The organism is Kineosporia babensis (assembly GCF_021129305.1).
Classification (GTDB): domain Bacteria; phylum Actinomycetota; class Actinomycetes; order Actinomycetales; family Kineosporiaceae; genus Kineosporia; species Kineosporia babensis.
Window position 1 is genome coordinate 235065 of the sequence record NZ_JAJOMB010000006.1, and the last position, 23535, is coordinate 258599.

At 71.7% G+C, this 23535-nt stretch carries 18 protein-coding genes; 16 read left to right on the plus strand and 2 right to left on the minus strand.

The window, feature by feature from the left end:
• Positions 1–46: 46 nt before the first annotated feature.
• Positions 47–898: a helix-turn-helix domain-containing protein gene (locus LR394_RS13930; RefSeq protein WP_231441773.1), complete on the minus strand. Its 852-nt coding sequence runs from the start codon at positions 896–898 to the stop codon at positions 47–49.
• Between the two features lie 15 nt (positions 899–913).
• The gene (locus LR394_RS13935) at positions 914–1528 is read right to left on the minus strand and encodes a TetR/AcrR family transcriptional regulator (RefSeq protein WP_231441774.1); all 615 of its coding nucleotides are present in this window, start codon (positions 1526–1528) and stop codon (positions 914–916) included.
• A gap of 107 nt (positions 1529–1635) precedes the next feature.
• On the opposite strand from LR394_RS13935, the gene LR394_RS13940 reads away from it, so the two are divergent.
• From LR394_RS13940 to LR394_RS14015, 16 genes are all read left to right on the plus strand, one after another.
• Positions 1636–3753, plus strand: a complete 2118-nt coding sequence (locus tag LR394_RS13940; RefSeq protein WP_231441776.1) for a 2Fe-2S iron-sulfur cluster-binding protein — start codon at positions 1636–1638, stop codon at positions 3751–3753.
• Positions 3754–4034: 281 nt separating this feature from the next.
• A complete protein-coding gene (locus LR394_RS13945) occupies positions 4035–4427 on the plus strand; it encodes an MmcQ/YjbR family DNA-binding protein (RefSeq protein ID WP_231441778.1) in 393 nt (130 codons plus the stop codon).
• Positions 4428–4538: 111 nt separating this feature from the next.
• Positions 4539–5174: a hypothetical protein gene (locus tag LR394_RS13950; protein ID WP_231441780.1), complete on the plus strand. Its 636-nt coding sequence runs from the start codon at positions 4539–4541 to the stop codon at positions 5172–5174.
• A 538-nt stretch (positions 5175–5712) separates the two neighbouring features.
• The gene (locus tag LR394_RS13955) at positions 5713–8145 is read left to right on the plus strand and encodes an AfsR/SARP family transcriptional regulator (RefSeq protein WP_231441782.1); all 2433 of its coding nucleotides are present in this window, start codon (positions 5713–5715) and stop codon (positions 8143–8145) included.
• 64 nt (positions 8146–8209) lie between these two features.
• Positions 8210–8704 (plus strand): DUF1203 domain-containing protein, encoded by a 495-nt coding sequence (locus LR394_RS13960; protein ID WP_231441784.1) that lies wholly within the window; start codon positions 8210–8212, stop codon positions 8702–8704.
• Between the two features lie 104 nt (positions 8705–8808).
• A complete protein-coding gene (fabG, locus tag LR394_RS13965) occupies positions 8809–9555 on the plus strand; it encodes a 3-oxoacyl-ACP reductase FabG (RefSeq protein ID WP_231441786.1) in 747 nt (248 codons plus the stop codon).
• Positions 9556–9583: 28 nt separating this feature from the next.
• Complete coding sequence (locus LR394_RS13970) at positions 9584–10540, plus strand: beta-ketoacyl-ACP synthase III (RefSeq protein WP_231441788.1); 957 nt, start codon at positions 9584–9586, stop codon at positions 10538–10540.
• A 53-nt stretch (positions 10541–10593) separates the two neighbouring features.
• On the plus strand, positions 10594–10839 hold the full coding sequence (locus tag LR394_RS13975) for an acyl carrier protein (RefSeq protein WP_231441790.1): 246 nt from the start codon (positions 10594–10596) through the stop codon (positions 10837–10839).
• A 32-nt stretch (positions 10840–10871) separates the two neighbouring features.
• Positions 10872–12215, plus strand: a complete 1344-nt coding sequence (locus tag LR394_RS13980) for a condensation domain-containing protein (protein WP_231441792.1) — start codon at positions 10872–10874, stop codon at positions 12213–12215.
• Positions 12212–13216, plus strand: coding sequence for a 2,3-diaminopropionate biosynthesis protein SbnA (sbnA, locus tag LR394_RS13985; RefSeq protein WP_231441794.1), 1005 nt, complete (start codon positions 12212–12214; stop codon positions 13214–13216). Before LR394_RS13980 ends, sbnA begins: the two co-directional genes overlap by 4 nt.
• Positions 13210–14217, plus strand: coding sequence for a 2,3-diaminopropionate biosynthesis protein SbnB (sbnB, locus tag LR394_RS13990; protein WP_231441796.1), 1008 nt, complete (start codon positions 13210–13212; stop codon positions 14215–14217). Before sbnA ends, sbnB begins: the two co-directional genes overlap by 7 nt.
• Positions 14218–14228: 11 nt before the next feature.
• Positions 14229–19187, plus strand: coding sequence for a non-ribosomal peptide synthetase (locus LR394_RS13995; protein WP_231441798.1), 4959 nt, complete (start codon positions 14229–14231; stop codon positions 19185–19187).
• On the plus strand, positions 19187–20083 hold the full coding sequence (locus tag LR394_RS14000) for an ornithine carbamoyltransferase (protein WP_231441800.1): 897 nt from the start codon (positions 19187–19189) through the stop codon (positions 20081–20083). The genes LR394_RS13995 and LR394_RS14000 overlap by 1 nt, the downstream gene beginning before the upstream one ends.
• Positions 20062–21384 (plus strand): MFS transporter, encoded by a 1323-nt coding sequence (locus LR394_RS14005; RefSeq protein WP_231441802.1) that lies wholly within the window; start codon positions 20062–20064, stop codon positions 21382–21384. The genes LR394_RS14000 and LR394_RS14005 overlap by 22 nt, the downstream gene beginning before the upstream one ends.
• 84 nt (positions 21385–21468) lie before the next feature.
• Positions 21469–22398: a TauD/TfdA family dioxygenase gene (locus LR394_RS14010; protein WP_231441816.1), complete on the plus strand. Its 930-nt coding sequence runs from the start codon at positions 21469–21471 to the stop codon at positions 22396–22398.
• 14 nt (positions 22399–22412) lie between these two features.
• Positions 22413–23435 carry a TauD/TfdA family dioxygenase gene (locus tag LR394_RS14015; RefSeq protein ID WP_231441817.1) on the plus strand — a complete coding sequence of 341 codons (1023 nt, stop codon included), beginning with the start codon at positions 22413–22415 and terminating at the stop codon, positions 23433–23435.
• The last annotated feature ends 100 nt before the right edge of the window (positions 23436–23535 follow it).

Genomic DNA, 23535 nt, shown 5'->3' on the forward strand with positions numbered 1-23535 from the left:
ACCTAACGGAGAGTAGGGCCGATCGGGACTGTCGACAATCCCGTGCTCAGGACAGCTGATAAAGGTTTTCGGACAGGGTTTCCTTGGCCAGGAGACCCGGCGTCACCTTCATCACCCGCCGGAAGGCCGCGATGAAGGTGCTCGGGTGCGAGTAGCCGAGCTGATCGGAGACGTCCTGGACATCCGCCCCGGCCGAGAGCAGGGCCAGCGCCTGGTGCACGCGCAACGCCTGGCGCCACTGCGCGAACGACAGCCCGGTGCTCTCCCGGAAGGCCCGGGTGATCGTCCGGTCGCTCATCCCCAGCAGCGTGGCCCACTCGGCCAGGCCCCGGTCGTCGGACGGGTCGCGCAGTAGGGCCTCGGCGATCGCGTCGATCCGGGGGTCCCCGGGAAGTTCCAGGGCGAACTGGCGCTCGGTGGCCTCGATCACATCGAACACGACCGCTTCCGTCCGGGCCCGGGCCTGCTCGTCCAGATCCTTGCGGGCCAGCCGCAGCAGCAGCGACTCCAGCAGCGGGGTGACGGTGATCGAGGTCGGCCCGGAGTACCCGATCGGAGTACGTTCGGGAACGAAGAAGGCGTCGTGCAGTTGTGCCGCCGCGGTCACCCGGCCCCCGTGGACCACCCCGGCCGGCAGCCACAGGCCGAAACCGTTCGGCACGGTGAAGATCCGATTGCCGATCCGGGCGGTCAGCGTCCCGCCCCGCACCCAGACCAGCTCGTGCATCGGATGCGAGTGCGGCGACCACTCCGCCGCCACCTTGTGCGCCTCGGACTCGGCCACGATCGCCTGCGGCGAGGGATCACTCACCGGCACCGCCGCCCCCGGCCGCAGCACCGTGCCGCGATCACGTCGCCAGGCGCCCAGGCCGAGATCGTCAGGGGCCGAGGCAGTCATGCGCCGAGCATACGTTCAGCCCCGCAGGTACCGGGTGATCATGTCGGTGAGCTCGTTCTCCAGCGTCTCGACCGGGGCGGTGCGCGGTGCCGCCATCAGCTTGTGGGTATTGATCTCCACGGTGAAGACGATCAGTTCGGTGGCGGTGTCCAGGTCGCGCACCCGAACGTCCGGATGCCGGGCCAGCAGGTCGCGGATCTGCTGGGTGCGGTCCTGGCCGTGGCGCTCGATCGTGTCCAGTAACTCCTGTGACAGCGAGGCCTCCTCGATCATGATCCGCAGCAGCTGCGGGTCGTCGCGATGGTGCTCGATGGCATCGCGCACCATCGCCCGCACCAGCTGCTCCAGCGTGCCGGGCGCGAGGTCCACCTCCTCGGCCCCGGTCCAGACGCCCCGGTCGATGTGCCGGATCAGCAGGCTGGCCAGGATCGCGTCCTTGTTGGGGAAGTACTGGTACAGCGACCCGATCGAGACCTGGGCCCGCTCGGCGATGCGATTGGTGGTGCCCGCGGCGTAGCCGTACTCGGCGAAAACGTGAGCAGCCGCGGTGAGGATGCGCTCTCGGGTCAGCTCGGCGCGCACCTGACGAGGCGTGCGACGTGCCTGAAGACGGCGATCGGCCGAGGGCATCGGCGGTCCTTCCTGGGCGGGCAAAAGCGAGTACCGGAAAGCTGAGCTATTGCTCACAATAGTGCCATGAACTGCGAAAACCTGATGGAGGACGGGGTGGCTGGCGGATGCTGACGGCAACCGGAGGGCCGGCGGCCCGGGTGCGTACGGTCGCCGGGCTCGAGGATCGCGTCGGGGCGGCGCCATCGGTGATCAAGCTCAAGGAACTCGGCTTCCTGGACGAGGGTTGCCGTTCGGTCCTGGCCGCCAGCCCGATCGCCGCCTTCGGCTACCGCAGCGAAGACGGCTCCAGCACAACCACCTTCGTCGGTGGGGCGCCCGGATTCACGCGAGTTCACTCGTCCCAGCGCATTTCCTTCTCCCTGGCGAACGGGAGCCGGCCGACCGGCGCGGTCTCCCTGTTCTTCCTGCTGCCGGGAGTCGGCGAGGTGCTGCGGGTCAACGGCACGGTTGCGGCGGTGAAGGGCGAACGCGTCAGCATCGAGGTCGCCCAGGCCTACGTGCATTGTGCCCAGGCGGTTCTGCGCGCCCGGCTGTGGCAGCCACCGGCCCCGGCGTCCAAGGCCGGCCCGGTCTCCGGCTCGGGGCCGCTGACCAGCCCGGATGTGGCCGAATTCCTGGCGGCAGCACCTTTCCTGGCCCTTTCGTCCTGGGACCAGGACGGTGGCAGCGACACCAGCCCGCGCGGCGATCAGCCCCTGGTGGCGCGGATCCTGGACGGGCGCACGCTGATCATTCCAGACCGCAAGGGCAACAAGCGGGCCGACACCCTGCACAACCTGCTTCAGGACGAGCAGCTTTCGCTCGCCGCCCTGGTGCCGGGCCGAACCGGCGTGCTCCAGGTACGCGGGCGCGGCATCATCACCACCGACGCCGAGCTGCTGAAGCCGCATGCGCTCAGGGGCGTCTCACCCCACGCGGCCCTGCTGATCGAGGTGGAGCACGCCGAGGTCAGCAGCAACGACGCGGTGCGGGCGGCACGGCTGTGGGACCCGCAACGGCAGGTACAACCGGGCGCTGTGCCAGACCTCATGGCGCTGGCCAGTCGGCACCTGGCCACCAACCTCGCCACAGCCGGCGGCGGCGGTCTGCCCGCGCTGCTGCTGCGACTGCTCGGATCGATCCCGGGCTTCGAGCGGCTGATCCGCCGGATCATGAACCAGGCCTACCGATCCGGCCTGGTCAAGGAGGGCTACGAGCAGATCACGACCGGACCTTCGCCGCAGGACGCGGTGAGCCCGCTGCGGCCGGTGCGGATCGTCCAGGTGCACCGCGAGACGCCCAGCACGGCCCGGATCACGTTGCAGGACACCGGAGAAAACCCGGCACCATTCGACTTCCGGCCCGGGCAGTACTTCACCCTGGTGGCCGACGTGGCCGGACAATCGGTGCGCCGCGCCTACTCGGCCTGCTCGGTACCGGGCACGGACCAGCTGGAGATCGCCGTGAAACAGGTTCCTGGCGGCTTGCTCTCCACTCATCTGCACGCTCTGGCCGCGGGCGCTTCCCTAGGGCTGATCGGCCCGTCCGGTTCCTTCCACAGCGGGGCGCAGCCGGACGGCGAGATGCTGCTGATCGCGGCGGGCAGCGGGATCACCCCGATGATCAGCCTGATCCGTACCCACCTGCCGAAGCGGCCGATCGCCCTGCTCTACTGCAGCCGCAGCGAGGCCGAGATCATCTTCGCCGACGAACTGGCCCGGCTCGAGCGCGAATTCCCGGGACAGTTCTCCGTGACTCACGTGCTGAGCAGCCGGGACGGCCGGCTGGACGCGGCCGGGTTGCAGGCCTGGATCACCCAGCAGGCGCCGGGCCCGCAGGCGCACTACTACGTCTGCGGTCCGCAACCGCTGACCGACCTCGTCCAGGACGCGGTGAAGGACCGGCCCGAGCGGGTGCACCACGAGCAGTACACCAGGGGAGCGCTGGGCGAGATCCCCCGGGAACCGCAGCCACTCCTCGTTCGGAGCGGCGAAAAGACCCTGGGAGACAAGACGGTCGAGCCGGGGCAGACTCTGCTGGACGCGGGTCTGGCGGCCGGCCTGCCGATGCCCTACTCGTGCACGATCGGCAACTGCGGTGACTGCCGGGTGCGCCTGATCAGCGGGCAGGTCGCGCTCGCCGAGCCGAACTGTCTCACCGAGGCCGAGAAGGCGGACGGCTACGTGCTGACCTGCGTGGGCCGTCCGCTCTCCGAGGTAGTTCTGGACATCGCCGAGTCCTAGGTCGTGTTTTGGACGTCCATACCTACACCGGGCACCTCCTCGCTACGGCAGCGACGTCCAAAACACTCCCTAGCGACCACGTCGAAGTACGCCCAAAGGTTTACCGGGCGTTGGGGGTCGCGTCACCTTCCGGGAAGTCTGGCTGCGGAATTGAGGACGGTGGGGAGGCTCCCGATTTGGCGGCACCTGTAGCGGTGGCCTGGGTTACGGACGTTTACGGACGGCGGCGGTCCGGGCGCGCCGACGTGGCCGATGCTGCGGCGCGCTCCTACGCTGACGGCGTGGCCCACCCCCAGATGTTCGATGATGCTGATCCGTTCCTGGCCCGCGTCCGGGAACTGGCGCTCGGCTTCCCCGACGCGGCCGAGAAGGTCTCGCACGGACGTCCCGCGTTCTACACCACCAAGGTCTTCGCCTACTACGGCGGGTCGGTGCGCGAGGACGGCCAGTGGCAGCCGCACGACCAGGCCGTTCTCGTGCTGGCCGAGCCGGAGACCCGGGCGGCGCTGGAGCAGGATCCGCGCGGATTCGTCCCGGCCTATCTGGGTCCTTCCGGCTGGATCGGCCTGGATCTGCAGGGCCGGACCGACTGGGCGGAGGTGGCGGAACTGCTGGAGGAGTCGTACCGGCTCACCGCCGGAGTGCGCCGGGTGGCCCGTCTCGACGACCGTTGACGGCACGGTGCGGGCGGATCGGCGGTTCGGAGTCATCCCATGTAACGCTCGGTGCTGTTACGTGACAGAATGGAGTCGGGTCGACGCTCGATGTTCCAACCGGGGGCCGTCATGTCTGAGCCCGCAGAACTTCCCGGCCGGCCGGGGCCGGACCGACGCACGTCCGGCGCGCGGATCTGGATGCGGGACGAGCGTTTTCGGCTGCTGATGGGGCGGATCACGCCCGGTGGGCTGATGCTGGCGGGGGCCGGGATCGCCTGGCAGCGGCCGGATGCCGTCGGCTGGTTGATCACCGGGGCGCTGGGGCTGGCCGGGGCAGGGCTCGAGGCCTGGCGGACCTGGCTGGCCTACCGGTACGCGATCGCCGAACTGCGCCACGCCGACCGGGTGCAGGAGCGGGCGGGCGCCCTGGAGCACCGGCGGCTCGATCTCGGTGACCGGGATGCCGCCCGTCGGCACGAGGTGGAGATGCTCGCGCATGCCCTGCACGACGCCCACCGCGCCGCCCGCCTGGCGAAGGTCGGCGAGGAGCGGGTCGCCGAGCTGGCCCGGATCGAGGAGGTCGAGGATCTCTGGTCGACGCCGGTGCCCGAGCGCTCCGCCTCGCTCACCATCGACCTTCGGGAGATACCGGCTTCGGACGGGGCGGCCGGCCCGTCCGGCATCGGCAGCTCGGTGCCGATGCCGCTCCCGCGACGGCCGCGCGGAGCCGACCGCTATCGCGGTCCGGATTCCGGAGTCCCGTGAGGTTGGCTGTCCGTCAAGCCTTTTGGTGGTGAATTCCAGGGTGGGTGCTGTAACAGTGCGGTAAAAGCCAGGAATGGATGCAGTGGCCGTTCTGGCGTGGTGCGCACGAGCGTCCTTTGATGTTTGAAGGTGGCGACAAAGTGGCTACTGGGGAGGAAGTTTCTACTGGCCAGTTGTCCAATGGTGGGCCGATTTTCGATGCCGTCGCTGAAGTTGCGATTACGTCGTTCGCGGGTAGTGAACATCGGCCCGGTGGTGTGGGACGATGGAAGTCCGCACGCAGGGCCGTGATCCGCAGCCCCGTCGCGAAAGATCAACTAACCAGGTGTATCAGGCGGGATGTATCCGTCTCATTTCATCGAAGACCTGTGGGGGCAGGGGCTGCGCCGGTGCCAGGGGCGAGCCGTTCTCGGGCAGAACGGGATTCGCCGGACAGGTCGCACCGGTGCTGGTGACACGGTGCGCCAACGCACCGCACAACCGCAGCCGAGGTGGCGCGAAGGATGTCCGAGACAGTCTTCGCGCGGGGAGGATCACGATGAGGGAAGGCGCCGGGCGCCTGAAGGTCTACCGGGAGAACGGCAGCCCGGACAGACCCGCGGACGAAGGGGGCGAAGGGCAGGCCGAGTTCCGGATCCTGGGACCGGTCGAGGTCTGGCTGGACGGGGTGCAGCACTCGCTGGACGGTTCCAAACAGCGCACCGTCCTGGCGTCGCTGCTGCTGGCCCGGGGGCGGATCCTGACCGACGAGCGGCTCAGCTCGCTGCTGTGGGGGGAGGAGCCACCCACCACCGCGGCCGCGCAGCTCTACACGCACGTGTCGCGGCTGCGCAAACTGCTCGGTACCCGGGCGACGATCCGCCGGCACCGGCCGGGCTACCTGATCGAGGTCGGCCCGGCGCTGATCGACCACGTCGAGTTCGAGCGGCTCAGCGCCGCCGGGCAGAGCGCCCTGCAGGCCGGCTCGCACGAGGAGGCCTCGACCACGCTGGCCCGGGCCCTGCGGCTGTGGCGCGGCCCGGCCCTGGCCAACGTCACCGAGCACCTGTCCGAGCTGGGCCTGCCCGGCCTGGAGGAGGCCCGGATGGTGGCCCTGGAGAGCCGGCTCGAGGCCGACCTCGCCCTGGGCCGCGCCGACCGGCTGCTGGCCGAGCTGACCAGCATGGTCACCCTCTACCCGTTGCGCGAGCGGCTGCGCGGCCTGCTGATGATCGCGCTGTACCGGTGCGACCGGCAGGCCGATGCGCTCGGCGCGTTCCACGACGGGCGCACCCTGCTGGCCGAGGAACTCGGGGTCGACGTCGGCCCGGTGCTGACCGGCCTGTACCAGGAGATCCTCAGCGGTGAGCCGGAGGTCGGCCCGGTCACCGAACTGGAGCGCGTCCCGCTGCGGGTGAGCGGTGCCGAGCCGGTGGTCAGCGACCCTCGCCCGGCCACGCTGCCCTCCCCGGCCGCGGACTTCACCGGCCGCGAGGCCCAGGCCCGGCAGACCGCCGACCTGCTCACCCCGGCCCAGGAGACCGGCCGCTCCGGGATCGCGATGATCACCGGCATGCCCGGCGTGGGCAAGAGCGCGCTGGCCGTGCACACCGCGCACCGCTGCCGGGACACCTTCCCCGACGGCCAGCTGTACGCCGACCTGCGCGAGCCGAACGGCGCCCCGGTCGACAGCGTCCAGGTCCTCGGCTCGTTCCTGCGCTCGCTCGGGATGCCCGAGGCCGAGGTGCCGGCCGAGCGGGCCCAGCGGATCCGCTGCTACCGCAGCCTGCTGGCCGACCGGCGGGTCCTGGTCGTGCTCGACAACGCGGCCAGCGACCGGCAGGTGCGCTGCCTGCTGCCCTCGGGCCCGGGCTGCAGCGTGCTGATCACCAGCCGGGCCCCGCTGACCACCCTGGAGGGCACCCAGCTGGTCGACCTGGACCCGCTGGACGAGCCCGAGTCGGTGGCCCTGCTGGGCGCGATCATCGGTGCGGCCCCGGTGGCGGCCGAGGCCGAGGCGGCGGCCGAACTGGCCGGCCTGTGCGGGGGCCTGCCCCTGGCGGTCCGGGTGGCCGGGGCCCGGATCTCCAGCGGGAGCCACCATTCCCCGGGCCGGCTGCTGAACCGGCTGCAGGACGAGTCCGCCCGCCTGGACCAGCTGCGGCTGGGCAGCATGGACGTGCGGGCCAGCCTGGAGAGCGCCTACTGGGACCTGGACCCCCGGGCCCGGGCCGCGCTGCGCCGGCTGGCCCTGCTGGACGTGCCCGACTTCGCCAGCTGGGTGGCCGCGGCGGTGCTGGAGGTCAGCGAGGAGGACGCCGAGGACGTGATGGACGTGCTGGTCGGGGCCCGGCTGCTGCACGTGGTCACCGACCAGCCGGACCCTTCCGGCGGGATCCGCTACCGGCTGCACGACCTGGTCCGGCTGATGGCCCGCGAGCGCGCGATGGGCGAGGAACCGGCGATCGAGCGCAAGGCGGCGATCGACCGCGCGATGGGCGCCTGGCTCTCGGTCGCCACCGAGGCCGACCGGCGGCTGACCGGCGCGCCTCGCCCGGGTGCCCCGGCCCCGCCGGGCCCGGCCAGTCGCTGGCGGCTGGGCGCGACCCACGTGCGGGTGCTGCTCACCGATCCGCTGAGCTGGTTCGACCAGGAGGAGGGGGCGCTGCTGGCGGTGCTGGAGCAGGCTGCCCGCACCGGCCGCGCCGCGCACGCCTGGGAGACCGCGCAGAGCCTGTCCGGGTACTTCGGCCACCGGCACCGGCACGAGGACTGGCGCTCCAGCCATCAGCGGGCCTGGACGGTGGCCCACTCCAGCGGCGACGTGCTCGGGCAGGCGGTGATCCTGCAGGGCCTGGCCGAGTTGTCGGCGGCGCTCGGCGATGCCGGGGCCGAGCGCGGCTACGCAGGTCAGGCCGAGGTGCTGCACCGGGTGCTGGACGCCCGTCCGGAGGCGGGCGGGCGCAGGAGCACCGCAGTGGGGTGGACCTGAGTACACCCCCGGTGCGGTAACTCGCACCATTGCTGGGAACAGCTGACGGGCCTACCGTTTCAGGGTGCCGAGTTACCGTGTGCAGCCGATCGAGCCCGACCTCGCCTGGAGGGTGCGGGCCACCCTGCGCTCACCCGGATACGACTATCCGGCCTACGTCGACCTGGCCACGGCCGAAGGCCCCTGCCGGGTCTGCCTGAATCCTTTCCGCTCCGGCGCCGACCGGGCCGTCTGGTTCGTCTACGACCCGGCCCGGGGCCGGGGCCCGGGGCCCGTCCCCGGCCCGGTACAGATTCACGAGGAAGGCTGCCAGGCCTACCGGAGTATCACCCCCAGCCCCGTCACCGGGCTGGACCCGGCCCTGTTGCGGTCAGGCTGCGGCCTGCTGCTGCAGGGCTTTTCCGCGTGCCCGCAGGGCGGCGGTACCGCGCTCGAGTCCGCGGACGGGGCCGATGCGCTGGGCGCCGCCCTGACCCGGCTGTTCGCCGAGCCCTCGATCGAGTACGTCCACGTGCGCCGGGCCGACGACGGGTGTTTCCTGTACGAGGTCACCTGCTAGGAGACTGCGCGCAGGTTCCGGTCAGAGCAGAGAAGACAAGGCCGGGATAGAGAAGATATAGATCCCGATAGAAGCGGGATAGGGCCCGGGCAGAGGCTTTCGCCATGCCTGATGGACATCGACCGGTCGCCCTGGTCACCGGAGGATCGCGGGGGATCGGCGCCGCGATCGTGGACCGCCTGGCCGTCGACGGATACGACGTGGCCTTCTGCTACTCGGCCAGCACGCAGGCCGCGGCCCTGGTGGCCGAGAAGGCCCGCGCGCACGGCGGCCGGGTGCTCGAACGCCGGCTCGACGTCTCCGACGGGCCCGCGGCCCAGGAGTTCGTCGCGCTCACCGAACGCGAGCTCGGCCCGGTCAGCACCGTGGTCACCTGCGCGGGCATCATCCGGGACCGGCCGCTGGCGCTGATGGACGACGAGAGCTGGGACGACGTCCTGCGGATCAACCTGGACGGCACCTATCACGTCTGCCGGGCCGTGGTCCGCAAGCTGATCCGCCGTCGCCAGGGCAGCGTCATCACCGTCTCCTCGGTCTCCGGAGTCAGCGGAAACGCCGGGCAGACCAACTATTCCGCCTCCAAGGCCGGGATCATCGGCTTCACCCGGGCGATGGCCAAGGAGGTCGGCCGCTACGGGGTGCGGGCCAACGTGGTCGCCCCCGGCCTGATCGAGACCGACATGATCGCCGGGATGCCGCAGACGGCCGCCGACGGCCTGCTCGGGCAGATCCCGCTGGCCCGCTTCGGCCAGGCGCACGAGGTGGCCGGCACGGTCTCCTTCCTGGCCTCCGGGCAGGCCTCCTACATCACCGGCCAGGTGATCCAGGTCGACGGCGGCATCGCCGTCTGAAACTCCGTTCCCAGCAGGAGGAACAGTCATGCCGCAGCACTACGAGTCCCGGATCAGCGGGGTCGCCGCCTACCGGCCGGCCCGGCTGATCAGCAACACCGAGATCTCGGCCCGGACCACGGTCGCCCCGGAATGGATCGTGGAACGCACCGGCATCCAGACCCGGGCCCACGCGGGGCCCGAGGAGGACCTGGTCACCATGGCCGTCGAGGCCGGGCAGAAGGCGATCGCGATGGCCAGCGCCGAACCCGGCGACATCGGCCTGGTGGTCCTGGCCACCGCCACCCGGCGCCAGCGGATCCCCGGCATCGCCCCGCAGGTCGCCAGCCGGCTCGGGCTGAGCACGGCCGGGGCCTTCGACCTGAACGCGGTCTGCGCCGGCTTCACCTACGCCGTCGCGATGGGATCCAACGCCGTCCGTTCCGGCGAGACCCAGCACGCCCTGGTGATCGGGGCGGAACGGGTCAGCGACTGGATCACCCCGGACGACCCGGACACTTTCGTCATCTTCGGCGACGGGGCCGGTGCGGTCGTGGTCTCACGCTCCGCGGAATGGGGTGTGGGGCCCTCGATCTGGGGCAACGACGGCGACCGGCACGCGGTCCTGGCGATGACCGAGGACGAGTCGGGCAGCGAGTACGTCGGGATGAACGGCCCGCTGGTGTACAAGTGGTCCACCTCCGCGATGCCCGACGCCGCCCAGCGCGCCTGCGTCGCCGCCGGCGTCACCCTCGCCGACATCCAGTGGTTCGTGCCGCACCAGGCCAACTGCCGGATCATCGACACCCTGGCCCACCGGCTCGGCCTGCGCGAGGACCAGGTGGTCCGCGACGTGGTCGAGGCCGGCAACACCTCGGCGGCCTCGGTGCCGCTGGCCCTGTCCCGGCTGTACGAGAGCGGGCGCACCTCGCCCGGAGACCTGGTGCTGCTGCTGGGTTTCGGGGCCGGGCTGACCTACGCCGGGCAGGTCGTCCGGATGCCCTGAGCAGATCCGTCCCTAGGCAGTTCCTTTCACCATCAACCATCAAGGAGACCACCATGAACAACGACCAGATCCTCGGCGAGATCGCCCGGCAGATCCGGATCCTGATGCCCGGCCTGCAGGGCCAGATCCGGATGGAGACCGTCTTCGAGGAACTCGGGATGGACTCGCTGACCCGGGTCGACCTGCTCTCGGCGGCCGAGATGTCCTTCGGCATCGAGGTTCCCGACGACGAGGTGGGCTCGCTGGTGCGGGTCCAGGACCTCGTCGACTTCGTGATGTACAGCCAGGCCGCCGCCTGAACGACACCAACCTCGACGGACGGAGCCAACCGGTGGAACTCGTGGAACACCGCCTGACCGTGGGCCAGCAGAAGCTGTGGCTGCTGCACTCGATGGTCCCGCACAGCTCGGCCTACAACACAGGTGGGGCGTGCCGGTTCAGCCCCGGCCCGGACCTGCCGGTCCTGGAGAAAGCGGTGCGGGCCGTGGCCCGGCGCCACGACATGCTGCGCTCGCGGTTCGTGGAACGGGACGGGCAGGTGGTGCGGACCGTCGTACCGGCCGGGCCGGAGCACTCGCCGCTGCGGGTGGTCGACCTGGGCGACGCGGACGAGTCGGAACTGCTGCGGGCCGCCACCGCCGCGTCCCGGCAGCCGTACGACCTGAGCAACGACGGCCCGTTCCGGGCCGTGCTGCTGGGCCGTCCCGACGATGCGGTGCTGCTGCTCGGCACCCACCACATCGCCTCCGACGCCACCTCGCAGTGGCTGATCTGGCGCGACCTGATGGACGCCTACGAGGCCTACGCCACCGGCCGGGGCCCGGCCTGGATGCCGGCGCACACCGGCTACCACGACCACGTGGCCCGGGAGGAGGACCTGCTGGCCTCGGCCCGGGGCACCCGGATGCGGGAGTACTGGCGCCAGGTCACCGACGGCGCCGCCGAGGTGCGCCTGCCGCTGGACCAGCCCCGCCCGAACACACCGTCCTTCCGCGGGCAGACCGCCACCCGGCAGATGCCCGAGTCGCTCACCCGCACCGTCCGCCAAACCGCGGCCCAGGCCGGGGTCTCGTCGTTCGCGCTGCTGATGGGCGCCTTCCAGATGCTGCTGCACCGCTACACCGGCCAGCGCGACTTCAGCCTGGTCTGCCCGGCCTCCACCCGCCGGCACGGCAGCGCCGAGGTGGTCGGCTACTTCGTCAACCCGATCACGCTGCGGGCCCGGATCGGCGAGAGCGCCACGGTGGCCGAGGTCGTCCAGGAGGCAGCCGTCCAGCTGCGCAACGGGATGGCCCGGGCGGCCTGCCCTTACGAGCACGGGGCGTTCCGGGTGGCGATGACCATGGTCCCGGCCGACCGGCTGGGTGGGCGGATGCAGCAGCTGTACGACCACGGGGTCGATCTGGCCGGCCGGCGCCTGACCTACTTCGACGTGCCGCACATGGAGGGCCAGTGCGACCTGTCGGCCGAGATCACCGAGGGGGCGGACCGGTTCACGGTGGCCTTCCGTTACGACACCGACCTTTTCGAGCCGGGGACGATCGAGCGGATGCTCGAGCAGTACCTGACTCTGACCGAGCACGCCGCCCGCGGCCCGCAGGGCCAGGCCGACCGGGTGCCGATGGTCGAGGCCGACGAACGGATGCGTCTGCTGGCTCTCGGGGGTGCGCGATGAGGGCACCGGTGGAAGGGGTGCTGGGCGCGGTGGGCGACACCCCGCTGGTCCGGCTGACCCGGCTGTCCGACGAGCTCGGGATCAGCGCCTACGCCAAGCTGGAGCGGTTCAACCCCGGCGGCAGCGTGAAGGACCGCACCGCGATGAGCATGCTGCGCGCGGCGATGCGGGACGGAGTGCTGGTGCCCGGCCGCTCCACAGTGGTCGAGTCCAGCTCCGGCAACCTGGCGATCGGCCTGGCCCAGTTCTGCCTCTACCACGGGCTGGACTTCGTCTGCGTGGTCGACGCCAAGACCACCGCCGCCAACGTGCGGCTGCTGCACGCCCTCGGCGCCCAGGTCGAGGTGATCACCGAGCCGGACCCGGAGACCGGGGAACTGCTGCCGGCCCGGCTGCGCCGGGTGCGGGAACTGGCCGCCACCCTGCCCGGGGCGTTCTGGCCGAACCAGTACGCGAATCCGCTGAACGCCCGGGCCCACCACGAGACCATGCACGAGATCGCCCAGGCCCTGGACGGTCACGTCGACTACGTGCTCTTCCCAGCCGGCAGCTGCGGCACCCTGGTCGGCAGCGCCCGCTATCTGCGGGTGAACGGCCTGCCCACCAAGGTGGTCGCGGTCGACGCGGTCGGCAGCGTGCTGTTCGGCCGGGCCGAGGGCCGGCGACTGATCCCCGGCCACGGCGCCTCGGTACGCCCACCGCTGCTGGACACCACCCTGGCCGACGACGTGGTCCGGGTCACCGACCTGGACTGTGTGGTGAGCTGCCGCCGCCTGGCCCGCTCCGAGGCGATCCTGGCCGGCGGCTCCTCCGGCGCCGCCGTCGCCGCCCTGAACATCCTGGCCCAGCGCATCCCGGCCGGCTCGCGCTGCGTGATGATCTTCCCGGACGGCGGGGACCGCTACCTGGACACCATCTACTCCGACGAGTGGGTCAGCCGGCACTTCGGTGACGTCTTCGACCACTGGCGCCCGGCCCAGCCGGTGGGGGCAGCATGCTGATCATCGACCACGCCAGCGTCCGCAAGATCCTGCACAACCGCGAACACGAGCTGATCTCGCTGGTCGGGCGGACCTACGCCGAGCACGACCGGGGGCGCAGCGCCCTGCCACACTCGATCTTCCTGCGCTTTCCCGACCAGCCGGCCGACCGGATCATCGGCCTGCCCGCCTACCTGGACGGCCCGCCCCGGGCCGGGATCAAGTGGATCTCCTCGTTCCCCGGCAACATCGAGACCGGTCAGGAACGGGCCAGTGCCGCGATCATCCTGAACTCGATGAGCACCGGGCACCCGCAGGCCCTGGTCGAGGGCTCGCTGATCTCGGCCCAGCGCACCGCTGCGAGCGCCGCTCTGGCCGCCCGCGAGCTCAGCGTCCCGGGCGCCCGGGACGGCCTGGTCCTGATCGGTTGCGGCGTGATCAATCTCGAGGTGCTCCGGTTCGTCCGGGCGGCCCTTCCGGAACTGTCCCGGGTGACGGTGTACGACACCGACCCGGCCCGCGCCCAGGCCTTCGCCGCCAAGATCAAGGGCCTCACCGTCGGGGTGGCCGGGCACCTGGAGCAGGCACTGCAGGCCGACCCGCTGATCAGCCTGGCCACCAACGCCGCCACCCCGCACCTGGACCTGACCGGCGCCGACCCGCAGACCACCGTGCTGCACGTCTCGCTGCGGGACCTGAGCGTGGAGACCGTCCTGGCCGCCGACAACGTCGTCGACGACACCGACCACGTCTGCCGCGAACGGACCTCGCTGCACCTGGCCGAGCAGCAGACCGGTTCCCGCGACTTCGTCACCGCGACGATCGGCGGGCTGATCCGGGGCGAGGGCCCGTCCGTGCGCACCGACGCGGGCCGCCCCCGGCCGGTGATCTTCTCCCCGTTCGGCCTGGGCGTGCTCGACCTGGCCCTGGCCGACCTGGTCGTCACCCGGGCCCGGCAGCAGGGGCTGGGCGTGGCGGTCGATGACTTCCTGCCCGTCGCAACCCCACAGACCGTGCACTGAAAGGACTTTCGATGAACTCCTTGGTCACCAGCTCCGCCGGTCCGGCCGTGAAGCGCGGGGACGGCGACCAACTACGGGTGCTGCTGCCCGGCCTGGTCGCCGAACGGATCGACAGCGACCCGGACGCCCCGGCCGTCACCTTCGGCGGCCGCAGCACCGACTACGCCACCCTCGGGGCCCGGGCCGCGGCCGTGGCGCAGCGCCTGCGCGCTCGCGGCGTGCGCCGGGGCGACCCGGTCGGCGTGTGCCTGAACCGACACCCCGACCTGGTCGCGGCCCTGCTCGGGGTCTGGTGGGCGGGGGCGGCCTACGTGCCGCTCGACCCGAACCACCCGGACGATCGGCTGGCCTGGATGGCCGCCGACGCCGGCGTCCGGGTCACCCTCACCCACAGCGACCTGGCCGGCCGGCTGGAGCGCGAGGTCGAGATCCTGGACGACCTGACCGCCACCGCCACCGACGAGCCGGTCAGCGTGCTGCCGGTGACCGCCGAGGACGCGGCCTACATCATGTACACGTCCGGTTCGACCGGGCGGCCCAAGGGCATCGTGATCAGCCACGGCGGCATCGCCAACCGGGTGCTGTGGACGGTGCGCACCCACGGCCTGGGCCCGGGCGACCGGGTGCTGCAGAAGACCTCCACCGGTTTCGACGCCGCGGTCTGGGAGTTCTTCGCCCCCCTGGTCAGCGGCGCCACCGTCGCCCTGGCCCCGCTCGGCGCCGAGCGCGATCCGCAGCTGATGGTCGCGGCGATCGCCGAGCAGGACATCACCGTGCTGCAGGGCGTGCCCTCGGTGCTGCGCCGCCTGGTCGCCGAACCCGCCTGGCCCAGCTGCAGTTCGCTGCGCCTGGTGTTCTCCGCGGGCGAGCCCCTGGACGGTGGCCTGGCCCGGGCGCTGGGTGCCGACGGCCGCGCCGAGGTGTGGAACACCTACGGCCCGACCGAGTGCTCGATCGACGTGAGCGCGCACCACAGCGATCCGGCCGCCCCCGACGGCCCGGTACCGATCGGCCGCCCGTTGGAGAACGTGCGGATCCTGTTGCTGGAACCCAGCGGCGACCCGGTGCCGATCGGGGTCCCGGGCGAGATCCACGTGGGTGGCGCCGGTCTGGGCCGCGGCTACCTGAACCAGCCCGCGCTGACCGCCGAGCGGTTCGTCCCTGACCCGTACGGCGAGCGCGGCGCCCGCCTGTACCGCACCGGCGACCAGGCCCGCTGGCGCCCGGACGGCAGCCTGGAGTTCCTCGGCCGCCTGGACGACCAGGTCAAGGTCAACGGGGTGCGGATCGAGCCCGGTGAGGTGGAGGCCGCGCTGCTCGGGCATCCGGCGATCGAGGACGCGGCCGTCCTGGTCGAGGAGCACGAGCAGGGCAAGCGGCTGGTCGGCTACCTGGCCGGGACCGCGCTGCCCACCGTCGAGGCGGTCCGGCTGCACCTGCGCGAGCGGGTGCCCGAGGTGATGATCCCGGCCCGGTTCGTCCCGCTGGCGCAGTTCCCGCTGAACACCAGCGGCAAGACCGACCGCAAGGCGCTGGCCGCGCTGGCCCCCGTGACCCGACGCAGTGTGGGCCCGCGCAACGCCGCCGAGGAGCTGATCGCCGAGATCTGGCGGGACCTGCTCGGGGTCGAGGAGGTCGGGGTCGAGGACGACTTCTTCGCCCTCGGCGCGACCTCGCTGGACGTGACCCGGCTGGCCACCCGGCTGCGGGCGCGCTGCGGCCGGGTGGACCTGCCGGGCCTGTTCGGCACCTTCACCCTGGCCGGCCAGGCCGCCCTGATCGGCCCCGCCGAACCGGAACCGATCAGCGTCCGCAAGGTCGATCGCACCGGCCCGCTGCCCCTGTCACCCGGCCAGCACCGGCTGTGGTTCCTGGACACCCTGCACCCCGGCAGCCCGGAATGGGTGGCCCCGCTCTTCCTGCGCCTGCCCGGCCAGGCCGACGAGCAGAACGTCCGCCAGGCCCTGCGCCACCTCGAGGAACGGCACGAGTCGCTGCGCACCCGCTACCCGGTGCGCGACGGTGAGCCCACGCAGGTGGTGGGGCCGGCCGGTGAGATCGAGCTGCGCCTGGAGCAGGCCCCGGCCGAGAAGCTGGCCGGGCTCTTCGCCGAGCAGTTCGCCCGCGGGTTCGACCTGGCCACCGGCCCGCTGTGGCGGGCGCTGCTGGTGGACGTGCCCGAGCAGGACCCGGTGCTGCTGATCACCGTGCACCACATCGCCTCGGACGGCTGGTCCACCGCCGTGCTGGAGCGCGAGCTGCGGGCGCTGCTGGCCGGCGAGCAGCTGCCGGACCTGCCGGTGCAGTACGCCGACTACGCCGTCTGGCAGCGCGAGCACCGCACCGACGAGGCCCTCGCCGACGACCTGGCGTTCTGGCGGGCCGAACTGGCCGGCGCGATGCCGACCGAGCTGCTGACCGACCGTCCCCGCCCCGCCCGCCGCAGCGGCGCGGGCGCCGGCGTCCAGGTGCGCATCCCACCCGCCCTGGCCCAGACCGTCGGGGAGTTCTCGCAGGCGCGCGGTGTCACCCCGTTCATGACCCTGCTGACCACGCTGGCCGCCCTGCTGTCGCGGCACACCGGCTCAGGCGACGTGGTGATCGGCACCCCGGTGGCGGGCCGCGACCGCGAGGAACTGGGCGGCGTGGTCGGGTTCTTCCTGAACTCGGTGGTGCTGCGCTGCCGCCTGGACGAGGACCTGGACGGCACGGGCGCCCTGGAACGGATCAAACGCACCTGCGCCGGGGCGTTCGCCCACCAGAACGTGCCGTTCGAGCGTCTGGTCACGGAACTGCAGCCGCAGCGCGACCTCTCGCGGACCCCGCTCTACCAGGTCGCTTTCGACCTGCAGGAGGAGGGGGCGACCACGATGACCGCGGACCGGGCGGTGAACAAGGCGTTCCAGCAGTCCTGGAAGGTCTCCAAGACCGATCTGACGCTGTTCGTGCGCCGGGACGCCCACGGCGGCCTGGACGCCGCTTTCGAGTACTCCACCGAGCTTTTCGACCAGTCCACGGTGCGCCGGCTGGGCGAACGGTACGTGCGCCTGCTGCGGGCCATCGTGACCGAACCGGACCGCCGGCTCTCGACACTGGAACTGATGCCCGACGCCGAGGCCCGGCAGGTGCGGCAGTGGTCGGTCAACTACGGGCCGCTGCCGCGGACCTGCGTGTCCGAGGACGTCCGGGCGGCCGGGGCGATCAGCCCTGAGGCGGTGGCCGTGGAGTGCGGGACGCGCTCGCTCACCTACGCCGAGCTCGAGGCCCAGAGCAACCGGATCGCGCATCGGCTGAGCGATCTGGTCAGCGGTGAGGCGACGGTCGCGGTCCTGCTGGATCGGGGTCCCGAGCTGATCGCCACCATGCTCGGCATCTGGAAGGCCGGGGCCGCCTACGTGCCCCTGGACCCCTCGTTCCCGGCCGCCCGGATCGCCGACATGCTGCACAGCGCCGGCACCACCGTGGCGATCACCGCAGCGGAATACGCGGACCGGTTCCCGGCCCAGATCAGGACTTTGGGACCGGAGGACGCCGACGGCTGCCCCGACACCCCGCCGGAGATCGAGCCGCACCTGGACCAGCTGGCCTACGTCATCTTCACCTCCGGCTCCACCGGGCGGCCGAAGGGCGTGGCCGTCACCCACCGCGGGCTGGCCAACCACGTGCACTGGGCCGCCCGCGAGCTGGCGGGTCAGGGCGCGGGCGGGGCCCCGCTGTTCTCGTCGGTGGCCTTCGACCTGGTGGTGCCCAACCTGTGGGCGCCGCTGGTGGCTGGGCAGCGGGTCTGGATGTACCCGCAGCCGGCCGAACTGGACGGTCTCGGAAAGGCTTTGACCCAGGCCGGGCGCTTCAGCTTCGTCAAGCTGACCCCGGGGCACCTGGAACTGCTGGAGCACCAGCTCACCCCGGCCCAGATGGACCGGCTGGCCGAGGTGATCGTGGTGGCCGGAGAGGCGCTGGCCGGCCCGCTGGCCCAGCGCTGGCGCAACGTGCTGGGCGACGGCCGGCTGATCAACGAGTACGGCCCGACCGAGGCGTCGGTGGGCACCTGTGTGCACCCGGTCGTGGGCCGGGTGGAGACGGACGTGGTGCCGATCGGCCGGCCGTTGCCGAACCTGACCATGCATGTCCTGCACGAGGACGGCCGTCCGGCCCCGATCGGGGCCGCCGGTGAGCTCTGGGTCGGGGGAGTCGGGGTGGCCCGCGGGTACATCGGCCGGCCCGACCTGACCGCCGAGCGGTTCGTCCCTGACCCCTGGGGATCGTCCGGGGCCCGGCTGTACCGCACCGGTGACCTGGCGCGGTTGCGGGGCGACGGGGCGGTGGAGTTCCTGGGGCGCGCCGACGACCAGGTGAAGATTCGGGGCTACCGGGTCGAGCCCGGGGAGGTCCGGGCCTGGCTGCTGGAGAACCCCGAAATCAAGGACGCGGTGGTCCTGGCCGACGGTCCCCTCACCGACCAGAGGTTGCTGGCCTACTACGTCCCGGCCGGCCCGGCCGGGCCCGGTGACCTGGCCGCCTACTGCGCGCAGCGCCTGCCGGCCTACCTGATCCCGGCCGATTTCGTTGCGGTGGAGTCGATCCCGCTGACCGCCAACGGCAAGCTCGACCGTTCGGCCCTGCCGCAACCCGGCCGGCCGGACCAGGTGGCCCGCACCGCGCCGCGCAACCCGGCCGAGGAGCGGGTGGCGCAGATCTGGGCCGAGGTGCTCGGCGGGGCGCCGCAGGACGTGGACGTGCACACCAGCTTCTTCGCCGCCGGTGGGCACTCGATCCGCGCCGTGCAGCTGATCGCCGAGCTGAAATCCGCCTTCGGGGTGCAGTTGTCGATCCGCGCCGTGTTCGAGCGGCCTACCGTGGCCGAACTGGCCGAGGAGATCGAGGCGGCGATCGTCGCCGAGATCGGGCAGATGTCCGCCACCGACCTGATGGCCCAGATGAAGGACCCGCTGGAGGAAGGAAACTCCTGATGCGTCATCTGATCTCGATCGCCGACCTGAGTGATGCCGAACTGCAGGACATCGTGGCCCGGGGCGCCGCGTTCGCCGCGGGCGAGCGCTCCCGGGCCCTGGCCGAGGCGGTGATCGGCGTGTACTTCCGCAAGACCTCGACCCGTACCCGCACCGCGTTCTCCAGCGGAGCCCTGCGGCTGGGCGCCCAGATCATCGCCTACGGCCCGGAGGATCTGCAGACCAACACCGGTGAGACGCTGCAGGACACCGGCCGGGTCTTCGCCCGGATGCTCGACGGCCTGGTCGCCCGGACCGCCGCGCCCACCGCCGAGCTGCGCGCCTGGGCCGGCCAGGACCGGATGGCGGTGGTCAACGCGATGACCACCGAGGAGCACCCCACCCAGGCGCTCACCGACCTGACCACGCTGCTGCAGCATTTCGGCCGGATCGAAGGGCTGCGGGTGCTGTACCTGGGCGAGGGCAACAACACCGCGGTCGCCCTGGCCCGGGCCCTGCCCCGCTTCCCCGGCGCCTTCCTGGACCTGCGCACCCCGGCCGGTTACGGGGTGCCGCGGGAGGTGGTCGCGGCGGCCGGGGCGGGGGTGCGCCAGCAGCACGACCTGGACGGGCTGGACTCTGACTACGACGTCATCTACACCACCCGCTGGCAGACCACCGGCACCAGCAAGCCCGACCCGGACTGGCGCACCCGCTTCGCCCCGTTCCAGGTCGGCGAGCAGCTGTGGCGCACCAGCCCGAAAGCCGTCTTCATGCACGACCTTCCGGCGCACCGAGGTGAGGAGGTCACCGCGCCGGTGCTGGACGGCCCGCACAGCATCGCCTTCGACCAGGCCGGGAACAAGCTGTACAGCGCCATGGCCGTCCTGGAATGGTGCCTGGCCGGTTCCCGGTGACCCTCGCCGAGCCCACCGCCCGGCCGGTACCGGAACAGCAGCCGGAGCCGGAGGTCCCGCTCGGGCGCAACCGGCAGTTCCTGCGGATGTGGGCCGGCTCGGGCGCGGCGGTGCTGGCCGAGCGGTTCAGCGCGGCCCCGTTCACCTTCGTGGTGATCTACGAGGGGTACGCCAAGAGCCTGGCCGGGCTGGTCGCTTTCGCGGCGTTGCTGCCGCAGCTGCTGGTCCAGCTGCCGGCCGGGGTCCTGGTCGACCGCTGGGACCGGCGCCGGGTGATGATCGTGGCCGACCTGGTGCGGCTGGCCGGGGTCGCCTCGGTGGCGGTGGCGCTGATGCTCGGGCACGTCTGGATCTGGCACCTGGTGGCGGTGGCCTTCGTCCAGGGCACCTTCACCGTCTTCTACACCCTCTCCGAGCGGGCCGCGGTCCGGTTCGTGGTGCCGAAACACCAGCTTCCGGACGCCCTGGCCCGCAACGAGGCCCGGGGGCGGGCGGCCGCGCTCGGCGGGCACCCGGCCGGCGGCACACTCTACGAAATCACCCGCTGGGCCCCGTTCACCTCCAGCGCCGTGCTGTATCTGCTCTCGCTGCTGGCGATCGTGTCGTTGCGCGGGCCGATGCCGCCGCCCGAACGCCAGCAGCCCCGGTCCCCGTTCGCCGAGGCCCGCGAGGGACTGGCCTGGGTCTGGCGGGAGCGGGACCTGCGGATCGCTCTGGCCCTGATCGCCGTCAGCAACATGATCTTCCAGGGCATCATCCTCTCGCTGCAGTTCATCGCCAAGGACGGTGGCCACTCACCGCTGTCGGTCAGCCTGATCCTGGCCGCCGGAGGGATCGGCGGCCTGGGCGGGGCCCTGCTGGGCGGACGCTGGATCCAGCGCTCGGGGATGGAGCGCATCATGGTGCGTACCTACCTGGCCTGGGCGCTGGTGCTGCCCGGGATGGTCCTGACCAACGACCCGTGGCTGCTCGGCGGTCTTTTCCTGCTGATGTCCGGGATCGGGGCCGCGGTCACCGTGGCCGGCACCGTGCACCAGATGCGGGTCACCCCCGAGCGGCTGCAGGGCCGGGTCGGCAGCGTCGTGTTCCTGATGGTCTCCGGCTGCAGCGCGTTCGGCGCCCTGGGCGCCGGATACCTGCTGCAGGAGACCGGAACCCACACCTCGATGCTGGTCTTCGCGGCCGTGATGGCCCTGCTGGCGCTGATCGCCGTGCTGGTCTTCGGCCGCCCGCGGCGCCCGCGCGGCCGGCACCTGGCCCCACGGCCCCCGCGCTCACGGCGCGGGCGGCACTGCTGGTGAGCGATATCGGAAACGTATAGACGCGGGTGAGAACTTTCCGGTGTCCGGTAGAGATCACGCTCAGAGAAAGGGTCTTCACCGATCATGAGCTGGCAGCCACACGAGATCACGCCCGAGACCGTCGCCGCCCCCGCCACCGCGGCGGGCCTGGTCGACCACCTGCGCGCCGAGGCCGCGCTGGACCACCTGCTGACCGAGCACAAAGCCCTGGTGTTCCGCGGTTTCGGGGTCACCCCCGAGACCCTGGAGAGCGCCATCGACCTGCTCCTGCCGAACCGGCTGGCCTACGTGCACGGCAACTCGCCCCGCACCAAGGTGGGCAAGAACGTGTACACCTCCACCGAGTACCCGCCCGAGTACACCATCTCCATGCACAACGAACTGTCCTACGCCGCCACCTGGCCGGCCCGGCTGATGTTCTTCTGCGAGGTCGCCCCGACCACCGGCGGCGCCACCCCGATCGTCGACGGCACCGCCTGGCTGGAGGCGCTGGACGACGAGGTGCGCGACGCGTTCGCCGCCGGGGTGCGCTACACCCAGAACCTGCACGACGGGCTGGGTCTGGGCAAGAGCTGGCAGGACACCTTCGAGTCGACCGACCGCGACCAGGTCCAGGAGCTGCTCACCGACTCCGGCGCCACCTGGGAGTGGAAGCGCGACGGGGGGCTGCGCGTGCACATGGTCCGCCCCTCCACGATCAAGCACCCGGTGAACCACAACGAGGTCTGGTTCAACCAGTCCGACCAGTGGCACTCGGCCGCGCTCGGCGACGAGACCGCCGCCGCCCTGGCCAGGATCATGCCCGAGGACGAGCTGCCGCAGTCGGTCACCTTCGCCGACGGCAGCCCGATCCCCGGCGAGTACGCGATCCAGGTCCGCGACCGGGGCCTGGAGGTGGCCGTGGACGTGCCCTGGAACTCCGGCGACCTGATGCTGATCGACAACATCTCGGTCGGCCACGGCCGCCGCTCGTTCACCGGCCCGCGGCGGGTCCTCGTCGCGATGTCCGACTGAGGCCGGGGCACCTGATGAGCGAGCAGACGATGCTGCCGGCCCTGGTCGAGCACGACGGCAGCGCAGCCTCGGTACTGGAACGGATCTCGGGCGATCGCCCGGCGCTGCGCCGCCGCCTGGTGGAGCGCGGGGCCGTGCTGCTGCGCGGCTTCGACATCGGGGGAGTGGACGGCTTCGCCGAGGTGGTGCGCGCCTTCTCCGGCGACGACCCGCTGACCTACGCCGAGCGTTCCTCACCCCGGCACAGCATCAAGGGCGACATCTACACCTCGACCGACTACCCGCCGGCCGAGGAGATCTTCCTGCACAACGAGAACTCCTACCAGGCGGTCTGGCCGCGCACCCTGTTCTTCCACTGCCTGCGCGAGCCGCTGACCGAGGGCGCCACCCCGCTGGCCGACATCCGCGAGATCTGGCGGCTGGTCGACCCTTCGGTGCGGGAGGAGTTCACCCGCCGCCGCTGGCGTGTGGTGCGCAACTTCCACCCCGGCTTCGGGGTGCCCTGGCGCGAGGTGTTCGGCACCGCCGACCGCGCGCAGATCGAGCAGTACTGCCGCGAGCGCGGTATGCAGGCCGAATGGCTGGGCCGCGACTCGATGCGCACCACCGCGGTGCGCGAGGCCGTCCACACCCATCCGGTCTCCGGGGAACCGGTCTGGTTCAACCACACCACGTTCTTCCATGTGAGCACCCTGAGCACAGAGGTACGGGAGGGACTGTTGGGCATCTTCGACGAAGCAGATCTTCCGACCAACACGTACTTTGGGGACGGTGGCCGAATACCGGACGACGTGATGGAGCACCTGCGCGCCTGCTACCGGCAGGCCTCCCGGCGCTTCGACTGGCGCCAGGGCGACGTCCTGGTGGTGGACAACATGGCCGCCGCGCACGGCCGGGAACCGTTCACCGGTCCCCGCCGGATCGCGGTGGCCATGGCCGAACCGTCAACCGCAGCCAACACCGCCACAACAGCCACAGCAGCCACCAAAGCCCCGGCCGAGGTGCGGTTACCGCAGCCGGCGCCGGTCACCGGCTGAGGGCTGATGCAGTGTCCGGCCGACGCGACGGCACAACCGGGGGTGGTGCTGGGTACAGGGTGGAAACGGGTACTGCCGTACTCGCGGGTCCTACGCCCGG

What these genes read in the sequence shown, in the direction of transcription:
- LR394_RS13975 (WP_231441790.1), top strand. Translation starts at nt 10,594, where the DNA reads ATGAACAACGACCAGATCCTCGGCGAGATCGCCCGGCAGATCCGGATC.
- LR394_RS14000 (WP_231441800.1), top strand. Translation starts at nt 19,187, where the DNA reads ATGCGTCATCTGATCTCGATCGCCGACCTGAGTGATGCCGAACTGCAG.
- LR394_RS13935 (WP_231441774.1), bottom strand. Translation starts at nt 1,528, where the DNA reads ATGCCCTCGGCCGATCGCCGTCTTCAGGCACGTCGCACGCCTCGTCAG.
- sbnA (WP_231441794.1), top strand. Translation starts at nt 12,212, where the DNA reads ATGAGGGCACCGGTGGAAGGGGTGCTGGGCGCGGTGGGCGACACCCCG.
- LR394_RS13955 (WP_231441782.1), top strand. Translation starts at nt 5,713, where the DNA reads ATGAGGGAAGGCGCCGGGCGCCTGAAGGTCTACCGGGAGAACGGCAGC.
- fabG (WP_231441786.1), top strand. Translation starts at nt 8,809, where the DNA reads ATGCCTGATGGACATCGACCGGTCGCCCTGGTCACCGGAGGATCGCGG.
- LR394_RS13995 (WP_231441798.1), top strand. Translation starts at nt 14,229, where the DNA reads ATGAACTCCTTGGTCACCAGCTCCGCCGGTCCGGCCGTGAAGCGCGGG.
- LR394_RS14015 (WP_231441817.1), top strand. Translation starts at nt 22,413, where the DNA reads ATGAGCGAGCAGACGATGCTGCCGGCCCTGGTCGAGCACGACGGCAGC.
- LR394_RS13950 (WP_231441780.1), top strand. Translation starts at nt 4,539, where the DNA reads ATGTCTGAGCCCGCAGAACTTCCCGGCCGGCCGGGGCCGGACCGACGC.
- LR394_RS14010 (WP_231441816.1), top strand. Translation starts at nt 21,469, where the DNA reads ATGAGCTGGCAGCCACACGAGATCACGCCCGAGACCGTCGCCGCCCCC.
- LR394_RS13970 (WP_231441788.1), top strand. Translation starts at nt 9,584, where the DNA reads ATGCCGCAGCACTACGAGTCCCGGATCAGCGGGGTCGCCGCCTACCGG.
- LR394_RS13930 (WP_231441773.1), bottom strand. Translation starts at nt 898, where the DNA reads ATGACTGCCTCGGCCCCTGACGATCTCGGCCTGGGCGCCTGGCGACGT.
- LR394_RS13940 (WP_231441776.1), top strand. Translation starts at nt 1,636, where the DNA reads ATGCTGACGGCAACCGGAGGGCCGGCGGCCCGGGTGCGTACGGTCGCC.
- sbnB (WP_231441796.1), top strand. Translation starts at nt 13,210, where the DNA reads ATGCTGATCATCGACCACGCCAGCGTCCGCAAGATCCTGCACAACCGC.